This is a genomic window from Aquimarina sp. MMG015 (genome assembly GCF_018100855.1).
Taxonomy (GTDB): Bacteria; Bacteroidota; Bacteroidia; order Flavobacteriales; family Flavobacteriaceae; genus Aquimarina; species Aquimarina latercula.
In genome coordinates this window covers 309194-335392 of record NZ_JAGJEB010000007.1, presented here as the reverse complement: position 1 = coordinate 335392, position 26199 = coordinate 309194, and the positions used below count along the sequence as shown (strand labels likewise).

Annotated in this window: 16 protein-coding genes; 7 read left to right on the top strand and 9 right to left on the bottom strand. The window is 32.2% G+C overall.

The genetic code is table 11. The features are described from left to right. The first annotated feature begins 9 nt into the window (after window positions 1-9). Window positions 10-1629, top strand: a complete 1620-nt coding sequence (locus tag J8L88_RS15590) for a S8 family serine peptidase (protein WP_211061195.1) — start codon at window positions 10-12, stop codon at window positions 1627-1629. Next, window positions 1629-2573 (top strand): nitronate monooxygenase family protein, encoded by a 945-nt coding sequence (locus tag J8L88_RS15585; RefSeq protein WP_211061194.1) that lies wholly within the window; start codon window positions 1629-1631, stop codon window positions 2571-2573. The genes J8L88_RS15590 and J8L88_RS15585 overlap by 1 nt, the downstream gene beginning before the upstream one ends. Here J8L88_RS15585 and J8L88_RS15580 read toward each other — a convergent pair whose 3' ends face one another. Beyond that, on the bottom strand, window positions 2574-3872 hold the full coding sequence (locus tag J8L88_RS15580) for a glycosyltransferase (RefSeq protein ID WP_211061193.1): 1299 nt from the start codon (window positions 3870-3872) through the stop codon (window positions 2574-2576). 118 nt (window positions 3873-3990) lie between these two features. On the opposite strand from J8L88_RS15580, the gene mazG reads away from it, so the two are divergent. The 5 genes from mazG to J8L88_RS15555 all read left to right on the top strand — a co-directional run bounded on the left by mazG (window position 3991) and on the right by J8L88_RS15555 (window position 13063). Continuing rightward, a complete protein-coding gene (mazG, locus tag J8L88_RS15575) occupies window positions 3991-4764 on the top strand; it encodes a nucleoside triphosphate pyrophosphohydrolase (protein WP_211061192.1) in 774 nt (257 codons plus the stop codon). A 226-nt stretch (window positions 4765-4990) separates the two neighbouring features. Beyond that, the gene (locus tag J8L88_RS23785) at window positions 4991-6502 is read left to right on the top strand and encodes a helix-turn-helix transcriptional regulator (RefSeq protein ID WP_211061191.1); all 1512 of its coding nucleotides are present in this window, start codon (window positions 4991-4993) and stop codon (window positions 6500-6502) included. A 745-nt stretch (window positions 6503-7247) separates the two neighbouring features. Beyond that, window positions 7248-10394 (top strand): SusC/RagA family TonB-linked outer membrane protein, encoded by a 3147-nt coding sequence (locus J8L88_RS15565; RefSeq protein WP_211061190.1) that lies wholly within the window; start codon window positions 7248-7250, stop codon window positions 10392-10394. Between the two features lie 11 nt (window positions 10395-10405). Beyond that, window positions 10406-12094 carry a SusD/RagB family nutrient-binding outer membrane lipoprotein gene (locus J8L88_RS15560; RefSeq protein ID WP_211061189.1) on the top strand — a complete coding sequence of 563 codons (1689 nt, stop codon included), beginning with the start codon at window positions 10406-10408 and terminating at the stop codon, window positions 12092-12094. Between the two features lie 75 nt (window positions 12095-12169). Beyond that, window positions 12170-13063, top strand: coding sequence for a hypothetical protein (locus J8L88_RS15555; RefSeq protein ID WP_108803624.1), 894 nt, complete (start codon window positions 12170-12172; stop codon window positions 13061-13063). A gap of 838 nt (window positions 13064-13901) precedes the next feature. On the opposite strand, the gene J8L88_RS15550 is transcribed toward J8L88_RS15555, so the two are convergent. From J8L88_RS15550 to J8L88_RS15515, 8 genes are all read right to left on the bottom strand, one after another. Continuing rightward, window positions 13902-17348 carry a starch-binding protein gene (locus J8L88_RS15550; protein ID WP_211061188.1) on the bottom strand — a complete coding sequence of 1149 codons (3447 nt, stop codon included), beginning with the start codon at window positions 17346-17348 and terminating at the stop codon, window positions 13902-13904. Window positions 17349-17614: 266 nt separating this feature from the next. Continuing rightward, window positions 17615-18241: a class I SAM-dependent methyltransferase gene (locus tag J8L88_RS15545; protein ID WP_247666492.1), complete on the bottom strand. Its 627-nt coding sequence runs from the start codon at window positions 18239-18241 to the stop codon at window positions 17615-17617. 3 nt (window positions 18242-18244) lie between these two features. Continuing rightward, complete coding sequence (locus tag J8L88_RS15540; protein ID WP_211061187.1) at window positions 18245-20275, bottom strand: DUF349 domain-containing protein; 2031 nt, start codon at window positions 20273-20275, stop codon at window positions 18245-18247. A gap of 139 nt (window positions 20276-20414) precedes the next feature. After that, the gene (locus J8L88_RS15535; protein ID WP_211061186.1) at window positions 20415-21143 is read right to left on the bottom strand and encodes a shikimate dehydrogenase; all 729 of its coding nucleotides are present in this window, start codon (window positions 21141-21143) and stop codon (window positions 20415-20417) included. Then, a complete protein-coding gene (locus J8L88_RS15530; RefSeq protein ID WP_027392209.1) occupies window positions 21140-22168 on the bottom strand; it encodes a DUF368 domain-containing protein in 1029 nt (342 codons plus the stop codon). The genes J8L88_RS15535 and J8L88_RS15530 overlap by 4 nt, the downstream gene beginning before the upstream one ends. A gap of 5 nt (window positions 22169-22173) precedes the next feature. Beyond that, window positions 22174-23139, bottom strand: coding sequence for a DUF368 domain-containing protein (locus J8L88_RS15525; protein ID WP_211061185.1), 966 nt, complete (start codon window positions 23137-23139; stop codon window positions 22174-22176). A gap of 124 nt (window positions 23140-23263) precedes the next feature. Then, the gene (locus tag J8L88_RS15520) at window positions 23264-24661 is read right to left on the bottom strand and encodes a tetratricopeptide repeat protein (protein ID WP_118389803.1); all 1398 of its coding nucleotides are present in this window, start codon (window positions 24659-24661) and stop codon (window positions 23264-23266) included. 311 nt (window positions 24662-24972) lie between these two features. Further along, window positions 24973-26181, bottom strand: coding sequence for an aspartate aminotransferase family protein (locus J8L88_RS15515; RefSeq protein WP_211061184.1), 1209 nt, complete (start codon window positions 26179-26181; stop codon window positions 24973-24975). Between the last annotated feature and the right edge of the window lie 18 nt (window positions 26182-26199).

Here is a 26199-nt window from a genome sequence, read left to right as displayed (position 1 = left end):
GTCAATGCTATGAGAAAAATAATTATCCTTTTACTTTTTTGTATTACTCAATGGGGAATTGCACAGACTGAAGATGCCTGGGTGTATTTTAAAGATAAGGAAGATGTAGCTAATAGTATAGCAAATCCTTTATCCATTCTTACGCAAGAGTCTATAGATAGAAAAAACCTTCATAATGTTGTAATAGATGAGAAAGATGTTCCTGTAAATGAAGGATATATATCAAAAGTTAAAAGTATAGAAGGAATTACGGTACTTGCTAAGTCTAAATGGTTTAATTGTATTTTTGTTAGAGGTGCTCAATCCGATATTAATGATCTGTTAAACCTTAATTTTGTAATTAATATTGATTATGCTGATAATTCTTTAGATACAGGTAGATCAATTATTCATAAAAAACGTGATCTTTCTAATGATGATTATAAATTTGAAGTTAAAACTACATTTGAGTATGGTAGTGCTGCTCAACAAATTCAGCAATTGAATGCGGATTACTTACATGAATTAGATTATACGGGTTCAGGAATGATTATAGCTGTTATGGATTCTGGTTTTCTTAATGTTGATACCATGGAAGGGTTTAAACGTATTAGAGACGAAGGTAGATTATTAACAGGATATGATTTTGTAAGACGAGATGATGATGAATTCTCTTTTTCTGGAAATACGCATGGAACGCAAACTTTTAGTGATATTGCGGGTTTTATAGATGGAGAGTTTGTGGGAACAGCTCCAGACGCAAAATATCATTTATTTATTACAGAAGATATAGTAACTGAAGGACCTAAAGAAGAATCATTATGGGTAGAGGCAGCAGAAAGAGCAGATAGTTTAGGAGTAGATGTAATTAATACTTCCTTAGGATATTCCAATGGTTTTAGTAATCCGGCTTATGAGTATAGTCTGTCTGACATGGATGGAAAGACTACTTTCATTTCTAGAGGAGCAAATATGGCTTTCCAAAAAGGAATGTTATTAGTTTCTTCTGCTGGTAATTCGGGAAATAGTAGTTGGGGTATTATAACTGCTCCTGGTGATTCTGAAGGTGTGCTTACCGTTGGAGCTGTTGATGGGGCTGGTAATTATGCTTCATTTAGTTCAAGAGGTCCTACAGCTGATAATCGTGTTAAACCAGATGTAGTGGCAAGAGGATTAGCTGCTGCAGTTTTAATATCGGATAATTCTGTGGCTAGTAGAAGTGGTACTTCTTTTAGCGCTCCAATTATAGCAGGAGCGGTAACTTGTTTATGGCAGGCGTTCCCATCTATGACAAATGCAGAAATCATGCAATTAGTAAGGGAATCAGCATCATTATATGACAATCCTAATACTCAATTGGGGTATGGAATTCCAAATTTTAGGACTATAGTAGAAAATTTATCAGTTGATGAAAATTTAACAGATGATTTTAGAATATATCCAAATCCTGTAAAGGATAGATTGTTTTTTGATTTTACAACTGTGGAGTCTGTTAAAATTCGGATTTTTACTGCTGAGGGTAAATTAATAAAATCAGAAAATTTGAAAAGTGGAAAATTTATTGAGTTAAATAATCTGTCAAGCGGTCTGTATTTAATAGAATTAATTTCGGGTACCTCGCGTCATACAATGAAGATATCTAAAAACTAATGAACAAGGTTAAAGAACTTTTTAAAATTAAATATCCCATTGTTCAAGGTGGGATGATTTGGGCAAGTGGATGGAAGCTTGCAAGTGCAGTTAGCAATTCTGGAGGTTTGGGACTTATTGGGGCAGGTTCTATGTACCCAGATGTGTTAAGAGAACATATTCAAAAATGTAAAAAAGCAACGGATAAACCCTTTGGCGTAAATGTTCCAATGTTGTATCCAAATCTTCAAGAAATTATAGAAATTATAATTGAAGAGAAAGTTAAAATAGTATTTACATCTGCAGGTAATCCTAAAACATATACCTCTTACCTTAAAGAAAAAGGTATTACTGTAGTACACGTGGTAAGTAGCTTGAAATTTGCTTTAAAAGCACAAGATGCTGGAGTAGATGCTGTTGTAGCGGAAGGTTTCGAAGCAGGAGGTCATAATGGAAGAGATGAGACCACTACTTTAACTTTAATTCCTATGGTCAAAGAGAAGATTAAAATTCCTTTAATTGCAGCTGGAGGCATCGCCACAGGTTCTTCTATGTTTGCTGTGATGGCATTAGGAGCCGATGGAGTTCAAGTAGGTAGTAGGTTTGTAGCAAGTGAAGAAGCTTCTTCTCATCAGAGCTTTAAACAAATGGTGGTTGATGCTAAGGAAGGTGATACACACCTTACATTAAAGGAGTTAGCTCCAGTAAGAATGTTGAAAAATAAATTTTATAATGATGTTGCAGCATTGTATGATAAAGGAACATCATTAGAAGAGTTAAAAACATTATTAGGGCGTGCAAGAGCAAAAAAAGGAATGTTCGAAGGAGATTTGGTAGAAGGAGAACTTGAAATAGGACAGGTGTCAGGTTTGATTAATGATATCAAACCAGTTGTTGAAATAGTGAGAGATCTAGTCTCTGGTTTTAAAGAAATACAGAAATCAATGAATGAAATTCAGTTTTGATTACTTGACTTTGGAAAATACTAAATCCGTAATGTATTTCTCACAAATATTTAAAGTATCATAAGAATTTAATTTTTTTTGTATAAGCTTTATGTTATTGTAATAAATATCAGCCTCTAATATTTTGTTTGCAGCATTTTGTATAGAGATAATCCTTGGTCTTTCCGTTTTTAGATCGATACCTAATCCGCAATAATCAATACGTGCACAAATCTCATTTTTACCTTCATTAATACCTGCAGTAATCATTGGTACTCCATGCTTAATACTAATCATGCTGCTCCCGTATCCGCCATTGGTAATAAAAATATTTGTTAATGGCATTATTTCATCAAAAGGTATAAAATCTTCTATATGGATGTTTTTATGGGGATATTTCTTTTGTAATAATTTAGTTTCATTATGTGCGGTAGCTACTAAAATATTATAGTTAGTATTTTTAAAAGCTTCTAATGATGGGATAATAAGTTTTTTATTGTTTTTTTCTACTGTGCCCTGAGAAATTAGAATGGTTTTTTTACTGGGATCTAATATTTTTTTCCAATCTTTAGTTTTCCTATTATGATGATTGATTGACCAAGTATCTAAAGCTCCAACATATTGTATCGTTTTAGGTATAGTGTATCTTGGGTAATCCATCTCCGGTATTCCATTTTGTAAGAAGATAGAAGAGTTTAATGGTGAGATGTCAAAAATATTATGTTCTTCTTTGGGTAGATTCAAATTTTCTAATAGTTCATTGTATGCTTCTTTAGTATCTCTAAATAGTAATTTTTCTGCCATTAACTTTATAAAGTTTTGTTTTCGTTTACTCAAAAAATTAGTAGCAGGCTGATGTCCTAAACCGTATTGAGGAATATCTGGTGCGGATAGTGCTAATGGAACAACCCCAATACCAACAACTGGAATATTTAATTTATCTTTTATAATGGTACCAGGAAATGTATTGTCGAATACTAATATTTCGAAAGAGAATGATGAAGATACTTCCTTGATATCTAAGTAGTAATCTTTCATTCTATTTATGAAAAGATTTATAATATCAAATTTTATATGAGATATTCCTTTTAGTTTTTTGCGTTCTGGATATGCTTGATCTAATTCTGATACTTTGATTTCTTTGGATTTTTTAAAAGGAATATAAGGGATTCCCATCTGCTCTAATTTTTTTTCATAAACTTTTCCTGTATACCATCTTACATCATGTCCTTTTTTCTTTAGATGCACTGCTAATTGGGTCATTGGATTAAAATGCCCGTCAGCGGGTATACAAGCAAAAAGAATTTTAATAGAGTGCATATAAATTGTATTACTGTTAATAGAACTTCAAATCTATAGTTTTTTTATAAAAAATTACTTTTATTCTTAAATTATAAGGAGCATGATATTATCCTTATTTTTGAAATAAAACTATACAATGAACTCTAGGGAAAATCAATTAAAAGCTTTTGATAGGTTGCTTACTATAATGGATGAATTGCGAGAGCAATGTCCATGGGATAAAAAACAGACATTACAGTCACTTAGGCATCTTACTATTGAAGAAACTTATGAACTAGGTGATGCGATATTAGATAATAATTTAAATGAGGTTAAAAAAGAGCTTGGAGATTTACTATTACATATAGTTTTTTATGCTAAAATAGGAAGTGAAACTAAAGATTTTGATATTGCAGATGTAACCAATGAAATATGTGAAAAATTAATTAGTCGTCATCCTCATATTTATGGTGATGTAGAAGTAACTGATGAAGAAGATGTAAAACGAAATTGGGAGAATTTAAAACTTAAAGAAGGTAAGAATAGTGTTTTGGAAGGTGTTCCTAAGTCTTTACCTGCTTTAGTCAAAGCAAGTCGTATACAGGATAAGGTTGCAGGAGTTGGTTTCGATTGGGAAGAGCCACAACAGGTTTTCGAAAAACTAGAGGAAGAATTAGGAGAACTTCAAGACGAAATTGAAAAACAAGATGCTGATAAGATAGAGTCTGAGTTTGGCGATGTATTATTCTCGATGATCAATTATGCTCGTTTCTTAAATATTAATCCAGAGGACGCGTTAGAACGAACCAATAAAAAGTTTATAAAACGGTTTCAGTATTTGGAAAAAAAAGCAAAAGAAAAAAGTAAGAGTTTACAGGACATGACACTTGCCGAAATGGATGTGTTTTGGGAAGAAGCGAAAAAAATATAATATAATGATGCTTTTTTTCCATTTTTCGGATAATAAAAATTATAATTTTATTGATATTTTGTAAGTTATTTACGGTAATACCATATTTTTTAAAATAAATTTTAGTTTCAAAACTGTTGATTTTATTGAGTTTTTTAGTAAGATATTATCGGGAGACGCTCTATTGTGAAAAAATTAAGAAAAAGTTGTCGTAAATTAGAATCAATAATTATTTAGTAATAATTGTGTGGCTAACTCAAAAAAATATATAAAAATATCTTTACTAGGTATCTTTGTTTTATTTTCCATTTCTTCAACCATATATGGTTTTGGTAGCAATGGAATAATAGATAAGGAGAATACTTTGTCCTACACTCAAGATAGGTATGATACTAAAGAGCAATATCAATCTGTAATTGATAGATATCTTAATGCATTAGAAGAAAAACAAACGGATTCTTTATCTGTATTTCAGAAGTTGGCTTTTACCTATTCCGAAATGAGAGAACCGGAGCTTGCCGTACAATATATTGATAGGTATGTGAAAGCAAGTTTGGATATTTCTTTTGCAGGTCATAGTTTCTTTAATAATATAAGTGACTCTGAACCTTATCAGCTATTAGCAAATAAGTATCTCAAAAAAGTTGATTTGTGGTCGATTTTTTGTTTGTATGTCGGTTTCATTGGTTTTTTTGTTGCGATAGTTCTAAATCTTAGAAAGCGTTCGGACAAAGTGGCGAATCTTTTAATGAGTTTTTTTGTATTACTACATTCCTTTTTTATTCTACATATCTGCGCGCTATTGACAAATTATCAATATTATTTTTCACATAGTTTGTACATATCTACTTCTTTTTCATTTTTATATGGTCCTTTAATTTATTTTTATTTTAAAAGAGTTATTAATAAATATGTTTTTAAAACTATAGATCTTTTACATTTAGTTCCTACTGTATTATTAATTGTATTCTTGTTGTTGCCAGTATATTTTTTATCAGCAGAAGAAAAATTAAAAATGATGTTAAATGGTACCGTTCCGCATGGTGCTTTAATCACTATTGTGAAATTGATGTCACTTATGATTTATGGCGGATTGGTTTTAAAAATTTATATTAAGTCAATTAGAAACAAGAGATCAGTTTTACGTTTTGAATCTGTTTGGCAAAGAAATATTGTAATTTTTTGTTCTGTATATATAGTCACATATAGTATTTATGCATTTTTAATTATTTCTAAAATTTACAGTGGTTTTCTATTCAATATGCAGGTTGGATTAATGGCGTTATTAGTATTGTATGTAAGTTATACTGCTTTTGTTCAACCTAGTATTTTCGGAAGCCTAAAGGTGATTAAGACTAAGCCACAAAATAAATTACCTGTTACTAAGTATGTAAAATCTGGACTTACGGAAAGCTTATCTGCAGAATTAAAAGAAAAATTACTGTATTTATTAAACGAAGAAAAAATCTATAAACAAAATAATATAACCCTTCAAGGGCTCTCAGAGTTAATGGACACAACGAGGCATAATACTTCTCAGATAATAAATGAACATTTTAATTTAAACTTTTTTGAGTTAATTAATAAATATAGAATCGAAGAAGCAAAAGAGCTTTTAAAAGGTGAAAAGCATAAAAAATTTAATATTATTGATATCGCTTATGAAGTAGGTTTTAATAATAAAGTTACATTTAATAAATCCTTCAAGAAATATAATAATATTACTCCTTCTGAGTATGTTAAATCTCTCGTTGCCTAATATAGAATTACAGAAAATTTGTCTATAGAATTAAAGAGATATAACTATTTCTTTTATTGAGATTGGTTTTAATTACAAAGCTATGTTTAATAAATCCTTCAAGAAATACAATCATATTATTCCCTTTGAATATGTAAAATCTCTTTGCCTCGTATAGTATCACCGAAAGTTTGTCTATTGAATTAAAAAGAGGTAATTATTTCTTCTATTGAATGACAATAATGGTATACGTTAAATAATAGTACACTTCAGATTCTTTCCTATATGTATACTATAATGTTGTAAAATACTTATTTAGTTTAATAAGTATACGAATCCTTTTTTTTTGAATTAACCAATAAGTTTTAAGTTAAAAAAACGCAATATTTTTAATAGTATAGATATAGTTTATGTGTTTGGTTTCAATAACTAGGTTGTGCTTAATAAATCCTTCAAGAAATACAATCGTATTAATACATTCAAGTATGTAAAATCTCTTATTGCTTAATTTTCCTAATATTTAGAGTAAACTTTCTTCGGAAAAAGTAAAGTTTATTCGGTAAAGGTAAACCTTGATAAGGGTTACCCGACTTTATGATTTCTATTACTTCTTTTGTACTGTAATCATAAAAAGGATAGGCAATTTCCATATAAGCTTTGTTCAAGTTTTATGAAATGTAGTATTTGAGTTAGCCATCAAGATATTCTTGCCTTCCTTTTATGATTGCATTATTTCTTTTAAAATAACTATTGAAAATTTTAATTTATGAAAGTACATCAATACAAGTTGCTGGTGCTTGCTTTTTTCTTGTCAAGCATTTCATTAGCACAACAAAAAACAATTTCCGGTACAGTAGCGGATGATTTGGGGGTTCCGTTACCTGGAGTGAATATTGTAGTCAAGAATACAACAAACGGAACACAAACCGATTTTGACGGTAATTATGCAATCACCGGGAATCGAGGAGCTATATTGGTTTTTAGTTATGTAGGATTTTCAACTCAAGAAATAGTAATAGCTGACAATAATACAATTAATGTGGCTTTGGTAAAGGATGCAGCGCAACTGGAAGAGGTAGTTGTAACAGCTTTTGGTATTACAAGAAATTCCAAAAAATTAGGTTATGCAGTGAGTACGGTTCAAACAGATGACGTTCTTGAAAATTCCGAACCAGATTTGATTCGATCATTAACTGGTAAAGTACCAGGAGTTAATGTTAATCTATCTACGGGAGTTGCAGGAGCATCTAATCAGATCAATATACGTGGAGCTACTACTTTAGGAGGAGCAAGTCAGCCATTGATAATTGTAGATGGAGTTGCATATGATAACTCACAGGTAACAACATCTAGTCAGACTACTGGCGGTGGAGGGTATGAATCCGGATTATCTTCTTTGGATCCTAATAATATCGCATCTATTACAGTATTAAAAAGTACGGCTGCGGCAGCACTATATGGTTCAAGAGCTACAGGAGGTGTTATTGTGGTTACAACCAAAACAGGAGCGACCAAAGGTTCAACTAATAATAAACTATCAGTATCATTATCTTCAGGTACTTATTTTGAAAATATTGCAAATTTGCCAGAGTATCAGAATACCTATGGTAATGGAGTGAATTTTAGTTATCTAAATGCTAATGGTTCCTGGGGGCCTAGATTTGATTCCTTGGCAACTATTCCTACTTGGCCAAATATTTTAGCTGCATTTCCTGAGATCGGTCCTACAGTTCCTTATGAAGCACAACCTGATAATGTTAAAAATCTTTTTAAAACAGGAACTGTTTTTGACAATTCTATCAATCTATCGTATACCGGTGAAGACGGAAACTTTAGTGTGACTGTTTCTGATTTGAATCAAGATGGATATATACCCTTTAATACATATGACAGAACATCAGTAGCAGCTGGAGGTAATTTTAAACTTCGTAATGGTGTTAGGGTAGGAGCTTCATTAAGTTATTCAGAAACCGAACAGATAGGAGGTTTTTTTGGTAACAATCAATTCGCTGGTTCTGCCTCTTCTTTTGCAAGAACATTATGGTTGGGTAGAGCTTGGGATACTTCAATACCTTTTGAAAACCCTGTTACAGGAGCATCAGTTACACCTAATAATGGATGGGATCATCCGCTATGGTCATGGAAACACGACCAGATTATTACGGATACAGATAGAATAGTTGCTAATGTAAATTTAGGATATGATTTTAATGATAATATATCTGTAACATATCGTGTTGGTTTCAACAAGTATAACTTAAAAAGAAAACAAATAAGGGATTTGGGCTCAAGAGCTAATAATGGTCTGGGATCTATTACAACCGATGATTTTATCAATGAAGATTTAGAGTCGACGTTACTAGTTAATTTTAATTATGATCTAACTGAAGATATAAACCTTACTGCTATTTTAGGAAATAATGTATTGCAAAATACAACCCAAAGAGTGGCTTATTTAGGGACTAATTTTAAATCTCCAGGAATATTTACAATAGCGAATAATATTAATGTGTCTAACTTACAAGATTCATCTGCAAGATCACGTAATATAGGTGTATTCGGTGATATAAGTTTGTCATACAAAAATTACTTATTTCTAAATGCAACAGGGCGAAACGATTGGAGTTCTACTTTACCTAAAAGTAATCAATCTTATTTCTACCCTTCAGCGAGTTTATCTTTAATATTTACTGATGCCTTTAATTTTGATAGCCAAGTGTTGACATTTGGTAAGTTAAGAGTTGGGTATGCTTCTGTGGGTAATGATGCAAGTGCAGAATTTTTAAATAGAACATTTGCTTCAGGAAATCCTTTCAGTGGAATTCCGGTTATTGGTAATAATACATCGTTAGGTGATCAGGATATTACTCCTGAATTTACGGATGAGATAGAAATTGGGACTGATCTCGAATTCTTTAATCAAAGAGCAATTATTGACTTTAGTTGGTATAAAAAAACCACTACAGATTTAATTTCTCCCGTAAGTGTTCCTTCTTCTAGTGGATTTACAACCTTTAATACTAACATTGGAGAAATGCAGAATACAGGGATAGAAATTGGACTTACACTGGTTCCGATAAGAACAGAAAACTTTAAATGGGATTTATTTACAACATTTACCAAAAATGAAAATGAGGTTACAGAATTAGTTGATGGATTGGAAAGAATTCAATTAGATCCTAATCAAGTAGCTCATGCGATCGTTGGTCAACCGTTTGGGGTGTTTTATGGATCTCGATTTGCCAGAGATGATGAAGGTAATTTCCTTATTAATCAATCAGGAGGTGGAATCGTTCAGGACTTAGAAAATGGAATTGTAGGAGATCCTAATCCAGATTTTAGAATGAGCTTTATTAATACGATTTCTTATAAGAATTTATCCTTAAGAGCACAGGTAGATTGGAAAGAAGGAGGAGATATCCAGTCGATAAGTATTAATTCATTATTAGGTAGAGGAGTTACAAAAGATACTGAAAATAGAGAGCGTACTTTTATTATACCAGGTTTTTATGGTGACAATCAGGGTAATCCCATTTTGGATGCTAATGGTAATAAAATACCTAATACTACGCAAATAGATACGAATGAATTGTATTTCTCACCAGCAGGAGGAAACACATTTGGGATCAATACAGTAGCAGAAGGTTCGGTTTATGATGGAACCGTATATAGGTTGAGAGAATTAAGTTTAACTTATGATTTACCCAAAAAGTTTTTGAAAACTACTCCATTCGGAAGAGTAAGTTTAAGTCTTTTAGGTAATAACCTTTGGTATTTTGCACCAAACGTTCCAAAGTATACCAACTTTGATCCAGAAGTAACAAGTTTTGGTTCTTCCAGGATTCAAGGAATTGAGAACTCGTCTGCGCCCACATCAAAACGATATGGTTTTAAGCTTAATGTATCCTTTTAAAAAAAAACGTAATGAAAAATATATTATATAAATGGAAATTTTTTATCGCTATCTCATGTTCGTTGATGATCTTGAGCTGTAGTGATTACTTGGATGTCGACACGGATACGGATAATCCTACCGTAGCGCCCATCAATCAATTGTTAACCGGTATTGAAGTAAATATAGGTTCAGTTGCGGACTTTCAGTTCTTTAGTGCAGATATACTTCAGGTATATACACATCAATTTACTGCTAGAGAGGAGCAAGATCAATACGGTACTAAAGCTGATAATCTTTTAATGAATAATGACTGGAATAATGTGTACCTAGGACTCACAGATATCGAGACATTAATTTCACAGGCAACAGAAACGGGAGATTTGGTGTATGTTGGATATGCAGAAATATTAAAGGCGTATCTTATGTCGGTGGCTGTAGACCTTTGGGGAGATGTGCCTTTTTCTGAAGCTACTATATTAGAACAGGGTACGGTAAGTCCTTCTTTTGATGACCAAGAGGTAATATACCAAAGCGTTTTAGACTTAATCGACGCCGGAAAAGCAAACATTCAAACTGGAGAAGGAGTAGCTCCTAGTACAGATGATTTATTTTATGGAGGGTCTAATGCTCAGTGGATTAAGTTTGCTAATACTTTAAAGCTAAAGCTGTATAACCAAATACGTCTTTCTTCTTTATTCAATCAGACAGATTTTAATGCATTAGTGGCAGAAGACAATTTTATGTCGTCCAATGCCGATGATTTTCAATTTAATCATACTGCGGCACAGGCTCCATCAGATGAGCGTAATAGGCTTTTCTTAGATGCTTACGGAGGTGCACAAGTAACGAAATATGCAAGTCCATGGTTTTATGAAATTTTAATAGGAGTAAATCCTAATATTCATACAGGAAATCCAGATCCTAGACTACCATATTATTTTGTTAATCAATTGTTACCAGGTCAATTTCCGAGAGATCAGGGTGATAGTGTTACTGGTGACCCTAATGCAGATTATTGGGATTCATCAACTGGGTTTTTTAGTATTCGTTTTGGTAGTATAGGACCAGATAGAGATGGAGCAGTACAAAATGATGCAACTTTTCCAGGGATTTTTCCTTGTGGAGGAAGATATGATGATGGAGCAGGATTTGCTAGGACAATAAATAGTGGTACTGGTGTTGCTCCTAAAAGAATTCTTACCTATGATGAATTTCTTTATATACAAGCAGAACTTATGCATGTTGGTTTAATAACAGGCGACTCCGGGGTGAAATTAAGAGAAGCAATGACAGCTAGCTTTGCTAAAGTTGATCAGGTTGTTGCAGGAACTGGTACTTCACAAACAGTACCAGTACTGGCAGGATCTGCAGCAGTAACAACTTTTATGGATAATATAGATACAGAATTTGCTGGTGCAAGTATGGATAAGCAACTTGAAATTATTATGACTCAAAAATGGGTGGCGACCTTTGGAGATCCGATGGATCAATATAATGATTATAGAAGAACTGATTATCCTGTGCTGGCAGACCCTAATGGATCTTCACCAGAGTATCAATTAGATAATGGTGATGGTTTTCCGTTGGTTGATAATTTAACAGTACTTAATAATAATTTTCAGGTTTCTTTTTTCTGGCCGCAAAGAGAGCTAAACCTTAATCAAAATGCACCAGAACAAAAGGACCCAACGACTTTTAAAATATTTTGGGATAATTAATAAAATAAGATTTGGAAATGAACCAACATATTGGTGAATTCCATCTGACGATTAATAAACTCTAAATTTTAACAGATGAAAAAAATAAAAATAATAACATTTATATTAATAATAGCAGGATTAATAAGTTCCTGTGAAAATGATGGAGGTACTTCTTTTGTTCCATTAAACGATGGTGCTGTGCCAAATATGCAAAAGTCAGCGACAGGGGAGAGCATAATAGACCTTGTAAAAATCAATAATAATGAACCAGTAAATTTAGAATTTAGTGCAGAAATTGCGCAAGGAAATCCGGCATCGGCTGATATTGTAGCTGTATACCAGACAATAGCGGGGCCTGTTTATTATTCGGTTTTGTTTAGTGATGTTACTTTGCCTATGGATGTTACGATGAGCACAGATGATATTGTCGGTGCCTTTGCAGAAATAAATAATTCATCAGATATTAAGCTTGGAGATGTCTTGTTTATTACTACTAGATTTACTATGCCGGATGGAACAGTGCTAAATATATTAAACGAAGATGGTACAAGTAATACTGGTAGTAATATTCAAACAACTGTATTGTTTACAACCGTTATTAGTTATCCGGTATCTTGTCCGACAATGTTGGAAGGTAATTATACGTCGACTGTTGTAGCATCAAACCTTTCGATACCTGCTAATTTCATAAGCCCGCAACAAGTTACAATTACTCAACCATCTGCTGGAACATATGTTTTAAATGATGGTACTGCAGGTATTTTTGGAGCTGCTACTCCAATTGGACTTCAATTTACAGATGTGTGTGGGACAATAACTGTTGCAACGCAGTCAACATCTTTTCCAGGTCAAGTTGATTTTGATCAAGGAAATGGTACTAATTTGGATCCAGTTACCGGTATCATTACGTTAGAATTAGCTTACACAAGTGGTTCCTGTTGTGGACTGCCTGGTATCACATATACCTTAGAGCTTGTGCCTAATTAATGAGATTGATTTGTTGTAGTTTATTGTAAAATAAGTGGATCAAGTTACTATAGAGATAATGTAGTCTTTGATAGTAACTTGATCCAACAATAAAAAAATAAAATGGTTTTTAGATCAAATTATTTTTAGCTAATACTGATGTATAAGAGAAATGATAAGTAACGTAGTGCATTCGATAATGATAAACTAAAAATTCTTTGTAAATAATTTGTTCATAGGTAATGTAAAGAGTGTTTTGTTTTTTAGCAAGAATAGCTATTAAGAGATGAAGGGAGTTTATCAATTAAAATAAATCTGTATGGTGTTTAATTGTTTTTTTTGAACTCTATCGCTACCCTTTTAATACGATCATAAAAATAGGCAAGAGATTACCGATAATAATCGTGTAGTTTATTTTTATAGGTGATATTATTATTGAGTTAGCCTTCAATATACTCTTGCCTTCTTTTATGTTTGAGGTTAGTTATTCGAGCATAAAACTTGATATGTAATATAATTACTAACTGCTGTTGGAGCATTGAATTATGATGATAACTTTTTGGTAATGCAAGTTCCTTAAAGAGAAAGAGGTGCGAATCCGAATTTAATACAAAATCCAGGATATGGGAGTTAATTGTTGAGTTTTTATATTTTTCAAAACTGCCTGGAAATATAATCAGACGAAATCTACGGAGTGGAATGAACAATAATCTGATTCAAAATAATTTTCTGGGCAGTTTTAATCTCTTAGGGAAATAAGACCGAAGATTGTGTATATCCTTTTTATATCCCAAAAAATTACCCGTTTAAATATTGTTTTAAACGGGTAATTAATTTTAAAAGAATTTTTCTTGAAATTTTATTGTTTTAAAATTTTTCTAGTAGAAGACTTACCGTCAATAGTTATTTTACAAAAATAAATACCACTTGCTAGAGATTTTTCTGCCAGTTTATATTGGTGCTTTCCTAAGCTTACTTTTGTATTAATAATAGTTTGAGAAGCTCCATATAAATTAATAAGTTCTATCCTTACGTCACTTCTATTCTTTAGTATTTCTAATTGTAATACAGAGTTTTCGGTTATAGGATTAGGAAATATTTTAATATTCTTATCTAATGTTTCATCTTTAATATTAGTATCATTCAACCTTATTGCATCTGGATTTTGATCGTGCCAGGTTCCATTATAATACCACCCATTTTGACAACGATTTAGATCTGGTGTTTGAGAAACCCCATTATTACTAAAAATAAAATTAGAGCAAGAAGTATTTGGTAATGTATATCGGTACCAACCATCTGTCGCTAATGTCATAGGTTCTCCTGGCCAACCAGTTGTTGAGTTAGAAGGAGTAGCATTCCAAAAATAAATAGTTGGAGATGTATATGAGTCTGATTTAAAGTACACTGTTAAGTCTTGACTTACTTCAGGGTTACTATCATACCAAGTTCCATTGTAATACCATCCATCTCCGCATCTTTGTAGATCTTGTGTTTGCGATATTCCATTATTACTGAAAATTATATTAGAACAATTAATTCCTTCAAGTTTTAAAGAATACCATTCATTACCAATATTATTCATTGTTACACCAGGCCAAGGAACTGTTGCGTCAATTGGAGTTGTATTCCAGTAGTAAATAGTTGGATTAGATAATGAACCTTTAAAATATATTGTCATTGAATCAGATGTATTATCTGAAAAAGTAAATGAATTACTGATAATTTGAGAAGATAGTCCTTCTACATCGTATGCAATAGCGCGTATAGTTGTGTCAGATGTAATACTTAATGGGGCAGTATACTTATCTGAAGAAATAGAAGGTTCATCACCATTTAAAGTATAATAGATTTCTATTCCTTGTGGATTATTATCTGTAGCGCTTAATGATATACTTACGGTTTCTCCAATATTAAAAGATCCACCTTCAGGAGACATGGATATTATTGGAGGAGTATTTCCTGTAATTCTTGGATCCGTATCGTACCATATACCATTATCATACCAACCATCTTTATTTCTACTTAAATCATCTGTTTTAGCACTACCATTATCATTAAATAATAGGTTAGTGCTTTGTACTCCTTCGAAAATATATTCATACCATTCAGAGTTGTCTATTCGATTCATCTGAGGTCCTGGCCAATTGCTTGGAGGCAAAACGTCTGGCGATTCATTCCAATAATGTACATTTACTTGAGACCAAGAAGATGGTTTTTTTAAATAAACGTGTAATCCTTCTATGGGGCCAATTCGATAGTTTTGTGTAATAATATCAGAAGCAGTACCATCTTTATCAAAAGTAACTGCTTTTATAGTAGTCGATTCGGTAATAGTAAATGAACTATTATAAGCAATGCTAGAAACATTAGGATTAGAACCATCAGTAGTGTAATAAATAGCATAAGGAGCTCCAGCACCACCTACACCTTCAAGAGTAACCTGAATAGGATCTTCAGAATTTGTAATATTAGGATTAATAATAACAACAGGATTGCTAGGGCCATTAACGCAATTTTCGAAAAAACCACCTCCGCAACCTCCAATAAGTCCAGGTCCATTTAACACATAAATTCCTGCTGATCCAGAAGTTACTGTAAAGTTTAATATCCCATTTTGTGCTGCAATTTCACGACCAGTAACTGCATCTCTATATAAACCATTTGTCATTCCTGAAATAGAGAATGATGCATCTCCATCTTTTGCTAACCCTACCGCAACTTCACTATTTTGATATATTCTTCGATAGGATACAGCATTTCCGGGAGCTTCTTTCCAATCCCAACTTCCTTTTTGTAAAGCGGGAACAGCTTTTCTAATAGCATTTAGTTTTTTAATATGTTGGTATATCTGATGATTAGAAGCTTGATCAATAACATCTCCATAGTATGCTCTACCGGTTTCATTGATGGATTTTTCGATTCCAGATGCGTCATGAATATCATTAAACTCTCCGGCTTTAAATCGCATTTCTGTTCCGTAATATACGGTCGGGATTCCTCTCCAAGTGAACATGAAATTCATGCAAGCAGCTAAATTCTCATCAGATCCACCATAACGTCTATTCCAGTCATTATTTGGGCCAAAATCATGATTGTCTAACCAAGTAACTAAGGTAGAAGGGTCGCTATATAGATTATCATATCTTGCAGCTGCTTTTACTGTTGGAAAAGATTGTCCTTCTTCAAAAGTACCGTGAAAAGTGGCTTCTCCGAAAAAATCTATTACAGCAAGATCTAAAGGTTCTGAATTATTAACTTCTCCTCTCCAAGTATAATAATGTGGGTTAGTTTCATCAACAGGATGTAGTTCGTGACGTTTTTGTGCTACTTCTCCAAAAATAAATAGATCGGGGTTGATAGCTTTAAACGCATCGTAAAAATAAATAATATCCTCTCTACTCATATGTTTAACGGTATCCCAACGAAAAGCATCTACTCCCATATTTATATACGTGGCATAGGCATTTACAAGATAATCTCTAACCACTTGACTACCTGTATTAAGATCAGGCGTATCACCAGCTAGTGCTCTGTTTTGTAAATTTTCTATATCATCAAATCCTTGCGCAAAACCATTTCCAGAATGATGGTACCAATCCGGATCAGATGTATCAACATAGCTTTCTTTGCCAGGGAAATTGTAAGCGGACAGATCTTGATTATATGGTGGAGGCATTTTTTCTAAATTCGCTCTACTCCATATTAAACCATCTTCTGGATTAGGAGTTAAACCGTCATATTCCCAATTAGGATTATCCGGAGCGTACCAAGGTTTTGTTGGATCTGTATTATATTTTATCTCAGCGACATCCTTTATACCAAAACGACCGGCGTGATTGGTTACAACATCTAGAACAATCTTCATATCACGAGCATGAATTTCATTTATTAAATCTTGAAAGGTAGCTCCGGGAGACTCTAATCGAGGGTCTACTTTCGTAAAATCCCATGCGTGATACCCGTGATAATCTAAAGGGCTTCTGTTGTGTACAATCGGCGTTATCCAAATAGCGGTAAACCCGAGATCTTTAATATAATCTAGTTTTTGGATTAACCCTTTAAAATCTCCTTTCCAAGTTACATCCTCTGGATCCGTAATTGTTGGATTTATTGTTGGATCAGGATTGTACGAAGACCATTCTGTAGCTGCATTATTACTAGAATCTCCATCGAAAAATCTAGAGGTCATTAAAAAATAAATTGTTTCTTCTCTAAAATCAGTCTGTGCTGTTAGAATATTAGAATTGAGAAATAGACTCCATAGACATATTATGCCTAGAAGTTTAGGTAGTGAGTTTTTCATAAGTTTTAGTGTTTGAATTGTGTTTGTGTGAAATTTTATACTTCTTTCAGAAGTTGTGATTTATATTATCATATTGATTTGATTAGGTGGTTTTTATTAAAGAAGTGATACTTTTTTAGTTTAAAAAATGATGATTTACTAATTTAAGGAATAATTGAGTATTAATTTGATTGTTTTTTTACTCAAACGTTTTCGTGTTGATAAGATTTAGAAGTGGTTATATACTAACACCCTGTGCCAATAATTTTAAAACATGTTTTAAAAACTTATTTTTTGAAACATATTAATTTATCGGAAACTGATAGATCATTAAAATGATAGTTGGTTTTAATCCAATTTAAAGTTTTTTGTGTGTAGAAGAATACGTGGGTCGGATCATTTTTATACCACCAAGAATTAAAATCAATAGATCGGTTATAAAGATAGGTTTTACAATATAAACTTCCTTTTTCTTGTAATAAGGAGTGTAATAATTTGAACTCTTGATTTGGATTATAAAAGTGTTCCATTACTTCACAACATGCAATGTAATCATAGGTTTGGTCTAATGCTTTTGGATTTGGATCAAAAAATGGATCATATGTAGTGATATTGTATCCTATATTTCTTAACATCGAAGTGATCACAGGACCACTACCGCTTCCAAAATCCAGACCATTATGTTCTTTTTTATATTCATCTCTAATGGAATTCACTATGGGGGACACAAAATTTTGATAACCAACGTCCGTCACATCATTGTTATGAGTATCATACCTGTTTTTTTCATCTATACTAGATAGAAAATATGATGGATACATTCCAATCCCATCACAATGAGTACACTGATAATAGCCTCTTTTTTCGGTAACAGAAAATTCTACGGTTTCTGATCCACAAAGAGCACAATTCATAGATTATAATTCTTTAATTTTTTTAAGCTTGTTTTTCCAGACTTGTAAACTGTCTTTATGTTTTCCAATGTTTTTCTTTACCTCTATTACCAGAGGGTTGTTATCATCTGCGTGTTTAAAAAATTGTAGATTATTTTCTAATTGGCGAATTTCACCATGAACTTCATCTATTTTTTTACGAATGAAGTTTTGCTCATTTCTAAGTGCTCTATCATCTGATTGATTGGCAAGAGAACTAAGTTTGTTTTCATACTTAATCATCTCAGTTTGCTGTCTACTAAGATTTAGTTGTTCAAAAAAGGTGTCTAAGACCTTATTATAATCAGATTCTATGTTTTTCTTTTTGTAAGGAACTCTACCTAGGCTCTTCCAAACGTTAATGTTTTCTTTGATTGTAGTAAGATCAGTTTCGGGATCACCAGATAATTTTAGTTCTTTAAGTGCTTCTATGTGCGCTAATTTTTTCTCATAAGAAGCAACTTCTTCTTTATTAGCTTCATTTTTTTCAGCGTGGATTCGATCAAAATAAGAATTACAGGCATCTTTAAATCGTTTCCATATTCTATCGCTGTCTTTTCTAGGAACGTGACCTATTTTTTTCCAATCCGCTTGAATTTTTTTCATTAGCGGTGTAGTTATAGAAAAATCATCACTATCCTTATTATCTTCAGCGATTTTGATGAGTTCCATTTTCTTATTTAGGTTTTCGAACTGATCTTTCTTAAGACTTTTATAGAATGCATTTTTATTTCTGTTAAAATCTCTTACCGCACTTTTAAATTGACTCCAAGTTTCTTCATTAGAATTAGAAGGTACTTTTCCAGCTTGAAAGAATTCTTCCCTTAGAGCCTCTATTTCTTTGATTTTTTGTTGCCATCCGCCATGATTTTTTGGATGATCAGAAGCTACGTTGATGATCTTAGAAATAATTTCTTGTTTTACTTCTAGGTTTTTTTCGTAAACTTTATCTTGTATTTTAAAGAAATCTTGACGGTTTTCGTGTATCTTTTTAGTAAGAGCACTAAATTTTTCCCATATAGGTTCTCTATATTCTTTAGCTACTGGGCCCAAATCTTCTTTCCACATTTTATGCAGAATTTGCAATTCTCTAAATGCCCTATTTACATCAGTTTCCTGAGCTAATTCTGTGGCACGCTCAATAATCTTAAGTTTTTGCTCTAAATTATGTTTGAAATCCAGATCTCTAAAATCTCTGTTTAGATGAAGAAAATCATAAAAGTTCTCTGTGTGATGATGGTATGTGTTCCAAACTGTATTATACTTATCTCTTGGAATAGGACCCGCATTATGCCATCTTTCTTTTATTTCCTTAAAGTGGTTATATGTAGTATTAATGTTTTCTTCTACATTTAATAGCCCTTTTAATTCTTCAATTATGTCCAATCTTTTTTGAAGATTAACTTGTAGATCTTTCTTTAAATTTTGGTAATATGCATTTCTTTTTTCTTTATAATCAAAATAAACAGAATTAAACTCTTTTTTTAATGGTGTTGAGTAGTAGAAGTCAATTATATTGCCACCATCTGCTAAAAATTCATCTTTTTTCTGCTCTACTTCCTCATTAAACTTAGCATTAAATTCAGTTTTAATTTCCTCCACATGCTCCTTTATTGCCTGGATCTTTTCGCTTTTAATCAGGTGGCGTAATTCAGATATGAGCTCATCTTTGCTCATTGCATGATAGTCTTTCTTTTCTATATCGTGTCGCTCTAACTTGCTTTCATCCTCACTATCTTTTGCTACTGCCTGATCCATCTCATTTTGGATCTCATTTTCAGAATCAGAGATAACCTCTTCTTTTTTTATTTCTTCAGTAGCTGTAATTTCTTCGGTAGATGGTTCTTCTACAGGTAGTTCTTCTGTAGCAGTCTTTTCTTTTACCGTAGCTTTTTCAGATTGATCGTCTTGAGTTGACTGTGATTCAGTAACTTCTGCGACAGTTTTTTCTTCTATAGCCTTTGTATTGTTCTCTTCGTTTCCATCTGCTTCTGGCAGGTTATCGTGTGTGGACATTATATAAAATGTTTTTGTTTGTCTGAGCTTAACGATTGACTAAGATACTAACATCTTATATAAACTCAAAGCAAATGAGCTGTTTTAGGAATTACATTTGTAGGAAATATATAATAATTCTGATATAGGAAATGAAAAATTATTGATTCCAGATCTCCCAAGATTTCTCGGCTTGGAGTATTAGCATACGTAAACCATTACTAGTTTTCGCTCCATATTCTTTTCCTTTTTTCATAAAGGTGGTTTCTTCTGGATTGTAAATAAGATCGTATAAAACATGATGTTCGCTTAAATATTCAAAAGGAATGTTTGGGTGACTTTCTACATTAGGGTGTGTCCCCAATGGAGTACAATTTATAATTAATTTAAATTCTCTAATAATATCTTCATCTAGATCATTGTAGCTCAATTCTTTGAAATCAGGGTTTCGAGATACAAAGTTGTGTTTTATATTTAATTTATTTAATGCAAAAGCAATTGCTTTCGATGCTCCTCCGGTTCCTAGGATTAGAGCTTTTTTAATCTTTTTATTTAATAATGGCTTTAAAGATTCTGTAAAACCGTAATAGTCACTGTTATAACCTGTTAGTTTTCCGTCTTTGTTAAACTTAATTACATTTACAGCACCAATTTCTTTGGCAGTAGGATCCAATGAATCTAAGAAGGGGATTACTTCTTCTTTATAAGGTATGGTTACATTCATTCCTTTGATATCTGAATCTTGTATTATAGTTCTTAAATCATCGATCGTTTTGATATCAAAATTTTGATAAGAACAATCCAGATTTTCGTTTGCGAATTTGTTAGAAAAATAGTTTCTAGAAAATGAATAACCGATATCTCTACCTAATAATCCGTATGTGTTCATGTTGGTTTGGTTTTTAATGTTTTCTCGCCATACCATTCCAACCAAAGGACAATCCCTATACCCACTAAAATAAAAAAGAAAGCAGCATAGGTTGGTATTATTGTAAGATCTGGAAGGTAGCGATCGTAGTTGTCCAGTATAGGATTTCCTTGTGCATCGATCAATATTTCTCCTAGATCATTTTTTTTATACATTTTATGTTTCCATGGCCAAACAACTCCTAAAGAACCGGTTATAAAACCAATAATAGCAGCAAAAGTTGCATTTTTGTAATGCTTTAATACATATCCTAAAAAGTGCGATAATGTAACTAGGCCAGTTATAGAGCCTAAACTAAATACTACAAGAACTTGGAGCAATCGTAACCTTTTAGCATTTTCCATAAAAGATAAATCCCATCGTATTAAATCAGCTATAGTGTCATATAAAGCATTTACAGCATCTACTAATAATAACACATAATTACCAAATAAGATTAAGATAAAAGAACCTGATAATCCAGGTAGTGTCATACCAGAAACTCCTACGATACCACAAAAAAAGACAAAGAATAAGTTGTCATTTTCCTTTGCAGGTTCAAGTAAACTAATACTTATTCCGACTATAGTACCTATGATAATAAAACATATATTGCGTTTATTCCACTCATCAAAATTTTTGGTTATGTAGTATATTGATCCTATAATCATTCCAAAAAATGCTGCCCAAACGTACAGTTCATAATGGATAATTAGATAATCAAGAATTTTAGAAACACTAAAGTAGCTAATTAACATTCCTGAGATCAATAGTGCTAAAAACCGACCGTTTATATATCTCCAAAAACTTTTGAATCTAAAATTGATAAATAGTTTAAATGCTTTTAGGTTTATTTTTTGAAGTGAATAAATGAATTCTTCATAAAAACCAGCAACAAAAGCTACAACTCCTCCAGAAACACCAGGTACTTTATTAGCGGCTCCCATAGCCAAACCTTTAATGACTAGAAAAAACTTATCGCTAAACGTTCTGGTGTTTTGAGCCATAGATATTAATCTCCTTTTTTAGTTGCGAGTCGCTCTAGTGCAAGAATTAATAGAAACCCTATTATAATAAAAAGAAGTACCCAAATAATTCTAGGATCGCCATCAAAACTAGAAGGTAGTATACTTTTTTCTAGAAAAGGAACTTCAATACCTTCTGAGTTCGTTCTCCATGAAAGTACTTTTTTCCAAGGCCATAATTTGTTTAAAGAACCTATCATAAACCCTGTAAGTAAAGCTAATGTCATATTCTTATGGTTATTAAACATCCAGTTTAATATTTTAGAAAAAAGCTTTAAACCAGCTATTGCTCCAACAGCTATGATCAATATTTTATAAAATGCTTGCCATAATAGATTAAAATCTAAGGAAGTCAACCCTTCTCTAAATTGATTTAATATACCAATGAATGTTTCATAAGCTCCTAAAATTAAAAGAATGAATGCTCCGGAAACTCCTGGTAAAATCATCGCTATTATAGCTATAAAACCACAAAATAGTAAGTACCATAGACTTTCTGGTGATGCAATTGGTTCTGCAATTGTTATAAAATAGGAGATAACTGCGGCTAATAGTATGCTTATAAGAACCTTAGGACTCCAGATTGTTATTTGTTTTCCAATATAAAGTATACTCGCCAATACCAATCCAAAGAAAAATGACCATAATAATAGCGGTTCATTATGCAATAACCATTTAAGAATTTTTGCTAATGACAGAATACTTATTGCGATACCTGAAAATAATGCTAATAAAAAAGAAAGATTGTATTTTTTCCAAGAAGCAACAAACCCTTCATTTTTCCATGCCTTAAAAAAATTAAGGTCTAGATTATTGATTGTAGAAATCAACTCTTCATATATACCCGAAATGAAAGCTATTGTTCCTCCCGAAACTCCAGGAACTACATCCGCAGCTCCCATGGCAATTCCTTTAGCTGAAACTACCAGATAGTCCTTAAGACTTCGTTGCATTCTTTTTGATTTAGCATTTGTTATACAAACAAATGTATGTATTTTTTGTTGTAAATTTTGTTGTTACTTAAAGGAAATTGAAGTAATCTATTTGATTTATAAATTCCACAAAAAAACAGCTTGATTACCTTTTGTATTCAGAAATAATATTCTGAACTAATGTAAGATTAAATACGTGTTCAAATAATTCTTCCAAAACAATAGTGAACTCAATATCTAATTCCAGTGCTTTTCTAAGATGAAATTCACCTTTGCTAAATTCTTGTTTCTCGTAATATAAACCTGCTAGCCTATATTGTATTTCTGCATTTTCTGGATAAAATTCAATAGCCTGCTGCATATTTTGAATAGCGGCATCAGACTCTCCGATAAATTTTAAAATATCCGAACGATTAAGCCAAGTTTCTAACTCGTAGTTTCCAAGTTCTAAAGCCTTTCGGTATCCTCTTTCTGCTTCTTCAAAGAAAGCTAAGCGATTATTAATTTTAGCATAACGTTTCCAGTATAAAACATTTTCTGCATCTATGCTAATCGCTTTATTGGTATAATACAACGCTTTTTGATAATTGCGTTTTCTCATATAGAAATCAGTGATTGCAATCCATCCTTTGTCCAAAAGTGGATCTTCATGCACTGTTTTAGAAAAATGTTGAATTGCTAAATCATCGCTACCTAATTTTTCGAAACATTTACCAATTCTGAGTAGAGCAAAAGAAGTCGGGTCGTCTAATTCTAAAGTAATCCGATAATTTTCTATAGCTTCATTGTAGCGTTTTAATTTTTCTAAAACCTTTCCTTTTTCTAAATAAGCACCTATAAAATATTCATCACTAATAATAGCAAAATCAAATGCAGCAAGAGCTTTTTCATATTCTTTAAGGTCAAAATACTGTTTGCCGACTTGATGCCAGGCAACTTCACAATATGGATTTTTATCTAAAAACATATTGAGATAATTTATTGCTTCTTCATGTTGTTCAAGAAAATCAAAACAGTAAATTATATTATATAGTGCCGAGTAATCTTGATTATCTGATTCTAGACATCGCATGAAGTTTACTTTTGCATTTTCAAAATCATCCATAAACAAATACTCCATACCTATAAGAGAATATACATCTGCTTCATCAGCAGTATACTGCAGCGCAGTGCTTAGTAATTCGATTGCTTTTAAGTGATCATTTTGTTTAGAAAGTATATTGGCTTTTTGGATATATATTTCTTCATTTTCAGGTTCCAATGCATGAAGCTGTGCCAGAAGATTATCAGCTTTATCTAAACGATCTTCAAAAACAAGAATTTCAACTTGTAATAGTTTTAGATTAACAGAAGAAGGATGTTGAGAAAGTCCTAGAGAAATCGCTTTTTTGGCTTTAGCAATTTTTCCATTCTCTAGATAATGATGAATTATTGATTCGAATTCATCAGAATCAAAAAATTTAACATCATTAGATCTCAGCATAGACTCATATCGAGTAATTGAGAAATTATTTTCTTCGAATTCTTCGTGGTTAAATTTCATACACGTTGATTAAAGATGCCGAATAAATCATAAATGCGTTGTAAATCTTTTTTGTTTTCCCCAACAATTAAGAGTAATACAAAACACCTTACTTAATTTATATAGGCATTATTGATTTCCTCTGTATTAAAATTACAAATGAATTGGTATAATACTGCTTCGGAAATCATTTGTTTGTTAACAAACTAATTAACAAAATGCGTACCATTTATAAATGAATGGATTACAGTTTTAAAAAATAAAAGCCTTTGGATGCTACTGGATGTGTGATATGGTAAGATAGCTTACTAAATATAAGGAATTTATATGAATTAATCAATATCGATGTTTGAGTTTTTATGATTTACAAGTTCATCCAATATGTCGATGATTATTTGGCAACCGATACTAATTTCTTCTTCCGAGATCGTTAAAGGAGGCGTAATACGTACTGCTTTTGGTTCAAAAAGAAGCCAAAAAAGTATTAACCCTTTATCTTGACATCTTAAAATAATTTCATTTGTTATTTCGGCAGAAGGTGTTATTAAAGCTAACATTAACCCGATACCTCTTATTTCTTTTATCAAAGGGTGTACTAAAAGTGATCTAAATAATTTTTCTTTTTTTAATGTTGCTGCCATTAAGTCACTTTCTGTAATTTCCCGCAAAGTTGCCAAAGCGGCAGCCGCGATGACAGGATTGCCTCCAAATGTGGTAATATGACCAAGTTTTGGATTGTCTTGTAATTGATCCATCATTGAAGAAGAAGCTGTGAAAGCTCCTATTGGTAATCCACCACCCATTCCTTTTCCCATAACAATTATATCCGGAATGATATCATAATTTTGAAATCCAAACAGTTTTCCGGTACGACCAAATCCAGGTTGAATTTCATCTAGAATTAGCAAAGCGCCAACTTTACTACAGCGTTTTCTAACTTTTTTAAGATAATCATTAATAGGCTCAATGAATCCAGCTCCTCCTTGTATGGTTTCTAGAATGACACAAGCAGTTTTTTTTGTAATATTTTGTATATCAGCTTCCTTGTTGAAATTAATAAACGAAATATCTGGAATAAGTGGTCTAAAAGCTTGTTTTCGTTCTTCAAAACCCATAACACTCATTGATCCCATGGTGTTACCATGATAGGCTAATTTAGCAGCAATGATTTCACTTCTGCCAGTAGTTCTGCGTGCTAGTTTTAAGGATCCTTCTATTGCTTCTGTTCCTGAGTTAGTTAAATATGTTTTTTCTAAAGGATCGGGTAGAAGAGAAGCTAGTAACTTGGTAAGTTCTACCGCAGATTTTTGAATATATTCTCCATAAACCATTACATGTAAATACTTGTCAAGTTGTTCTTTTATAGCATTCACAACTCTAGGATGTTTGTGCCCAAGACTACAAGCCGATACACCAGCAACAAAATCTAAATACTTTTTGTTTTCAGTCGAAAAAATATAACTTCCTTCTGCATGCGAAATTTCCATTGCCAAAGGATGTGGAGTAGTTTGCGCTTGATAAGTAAAGAAATCTTTTTTCACATTCGTAAAGTTAAGTCA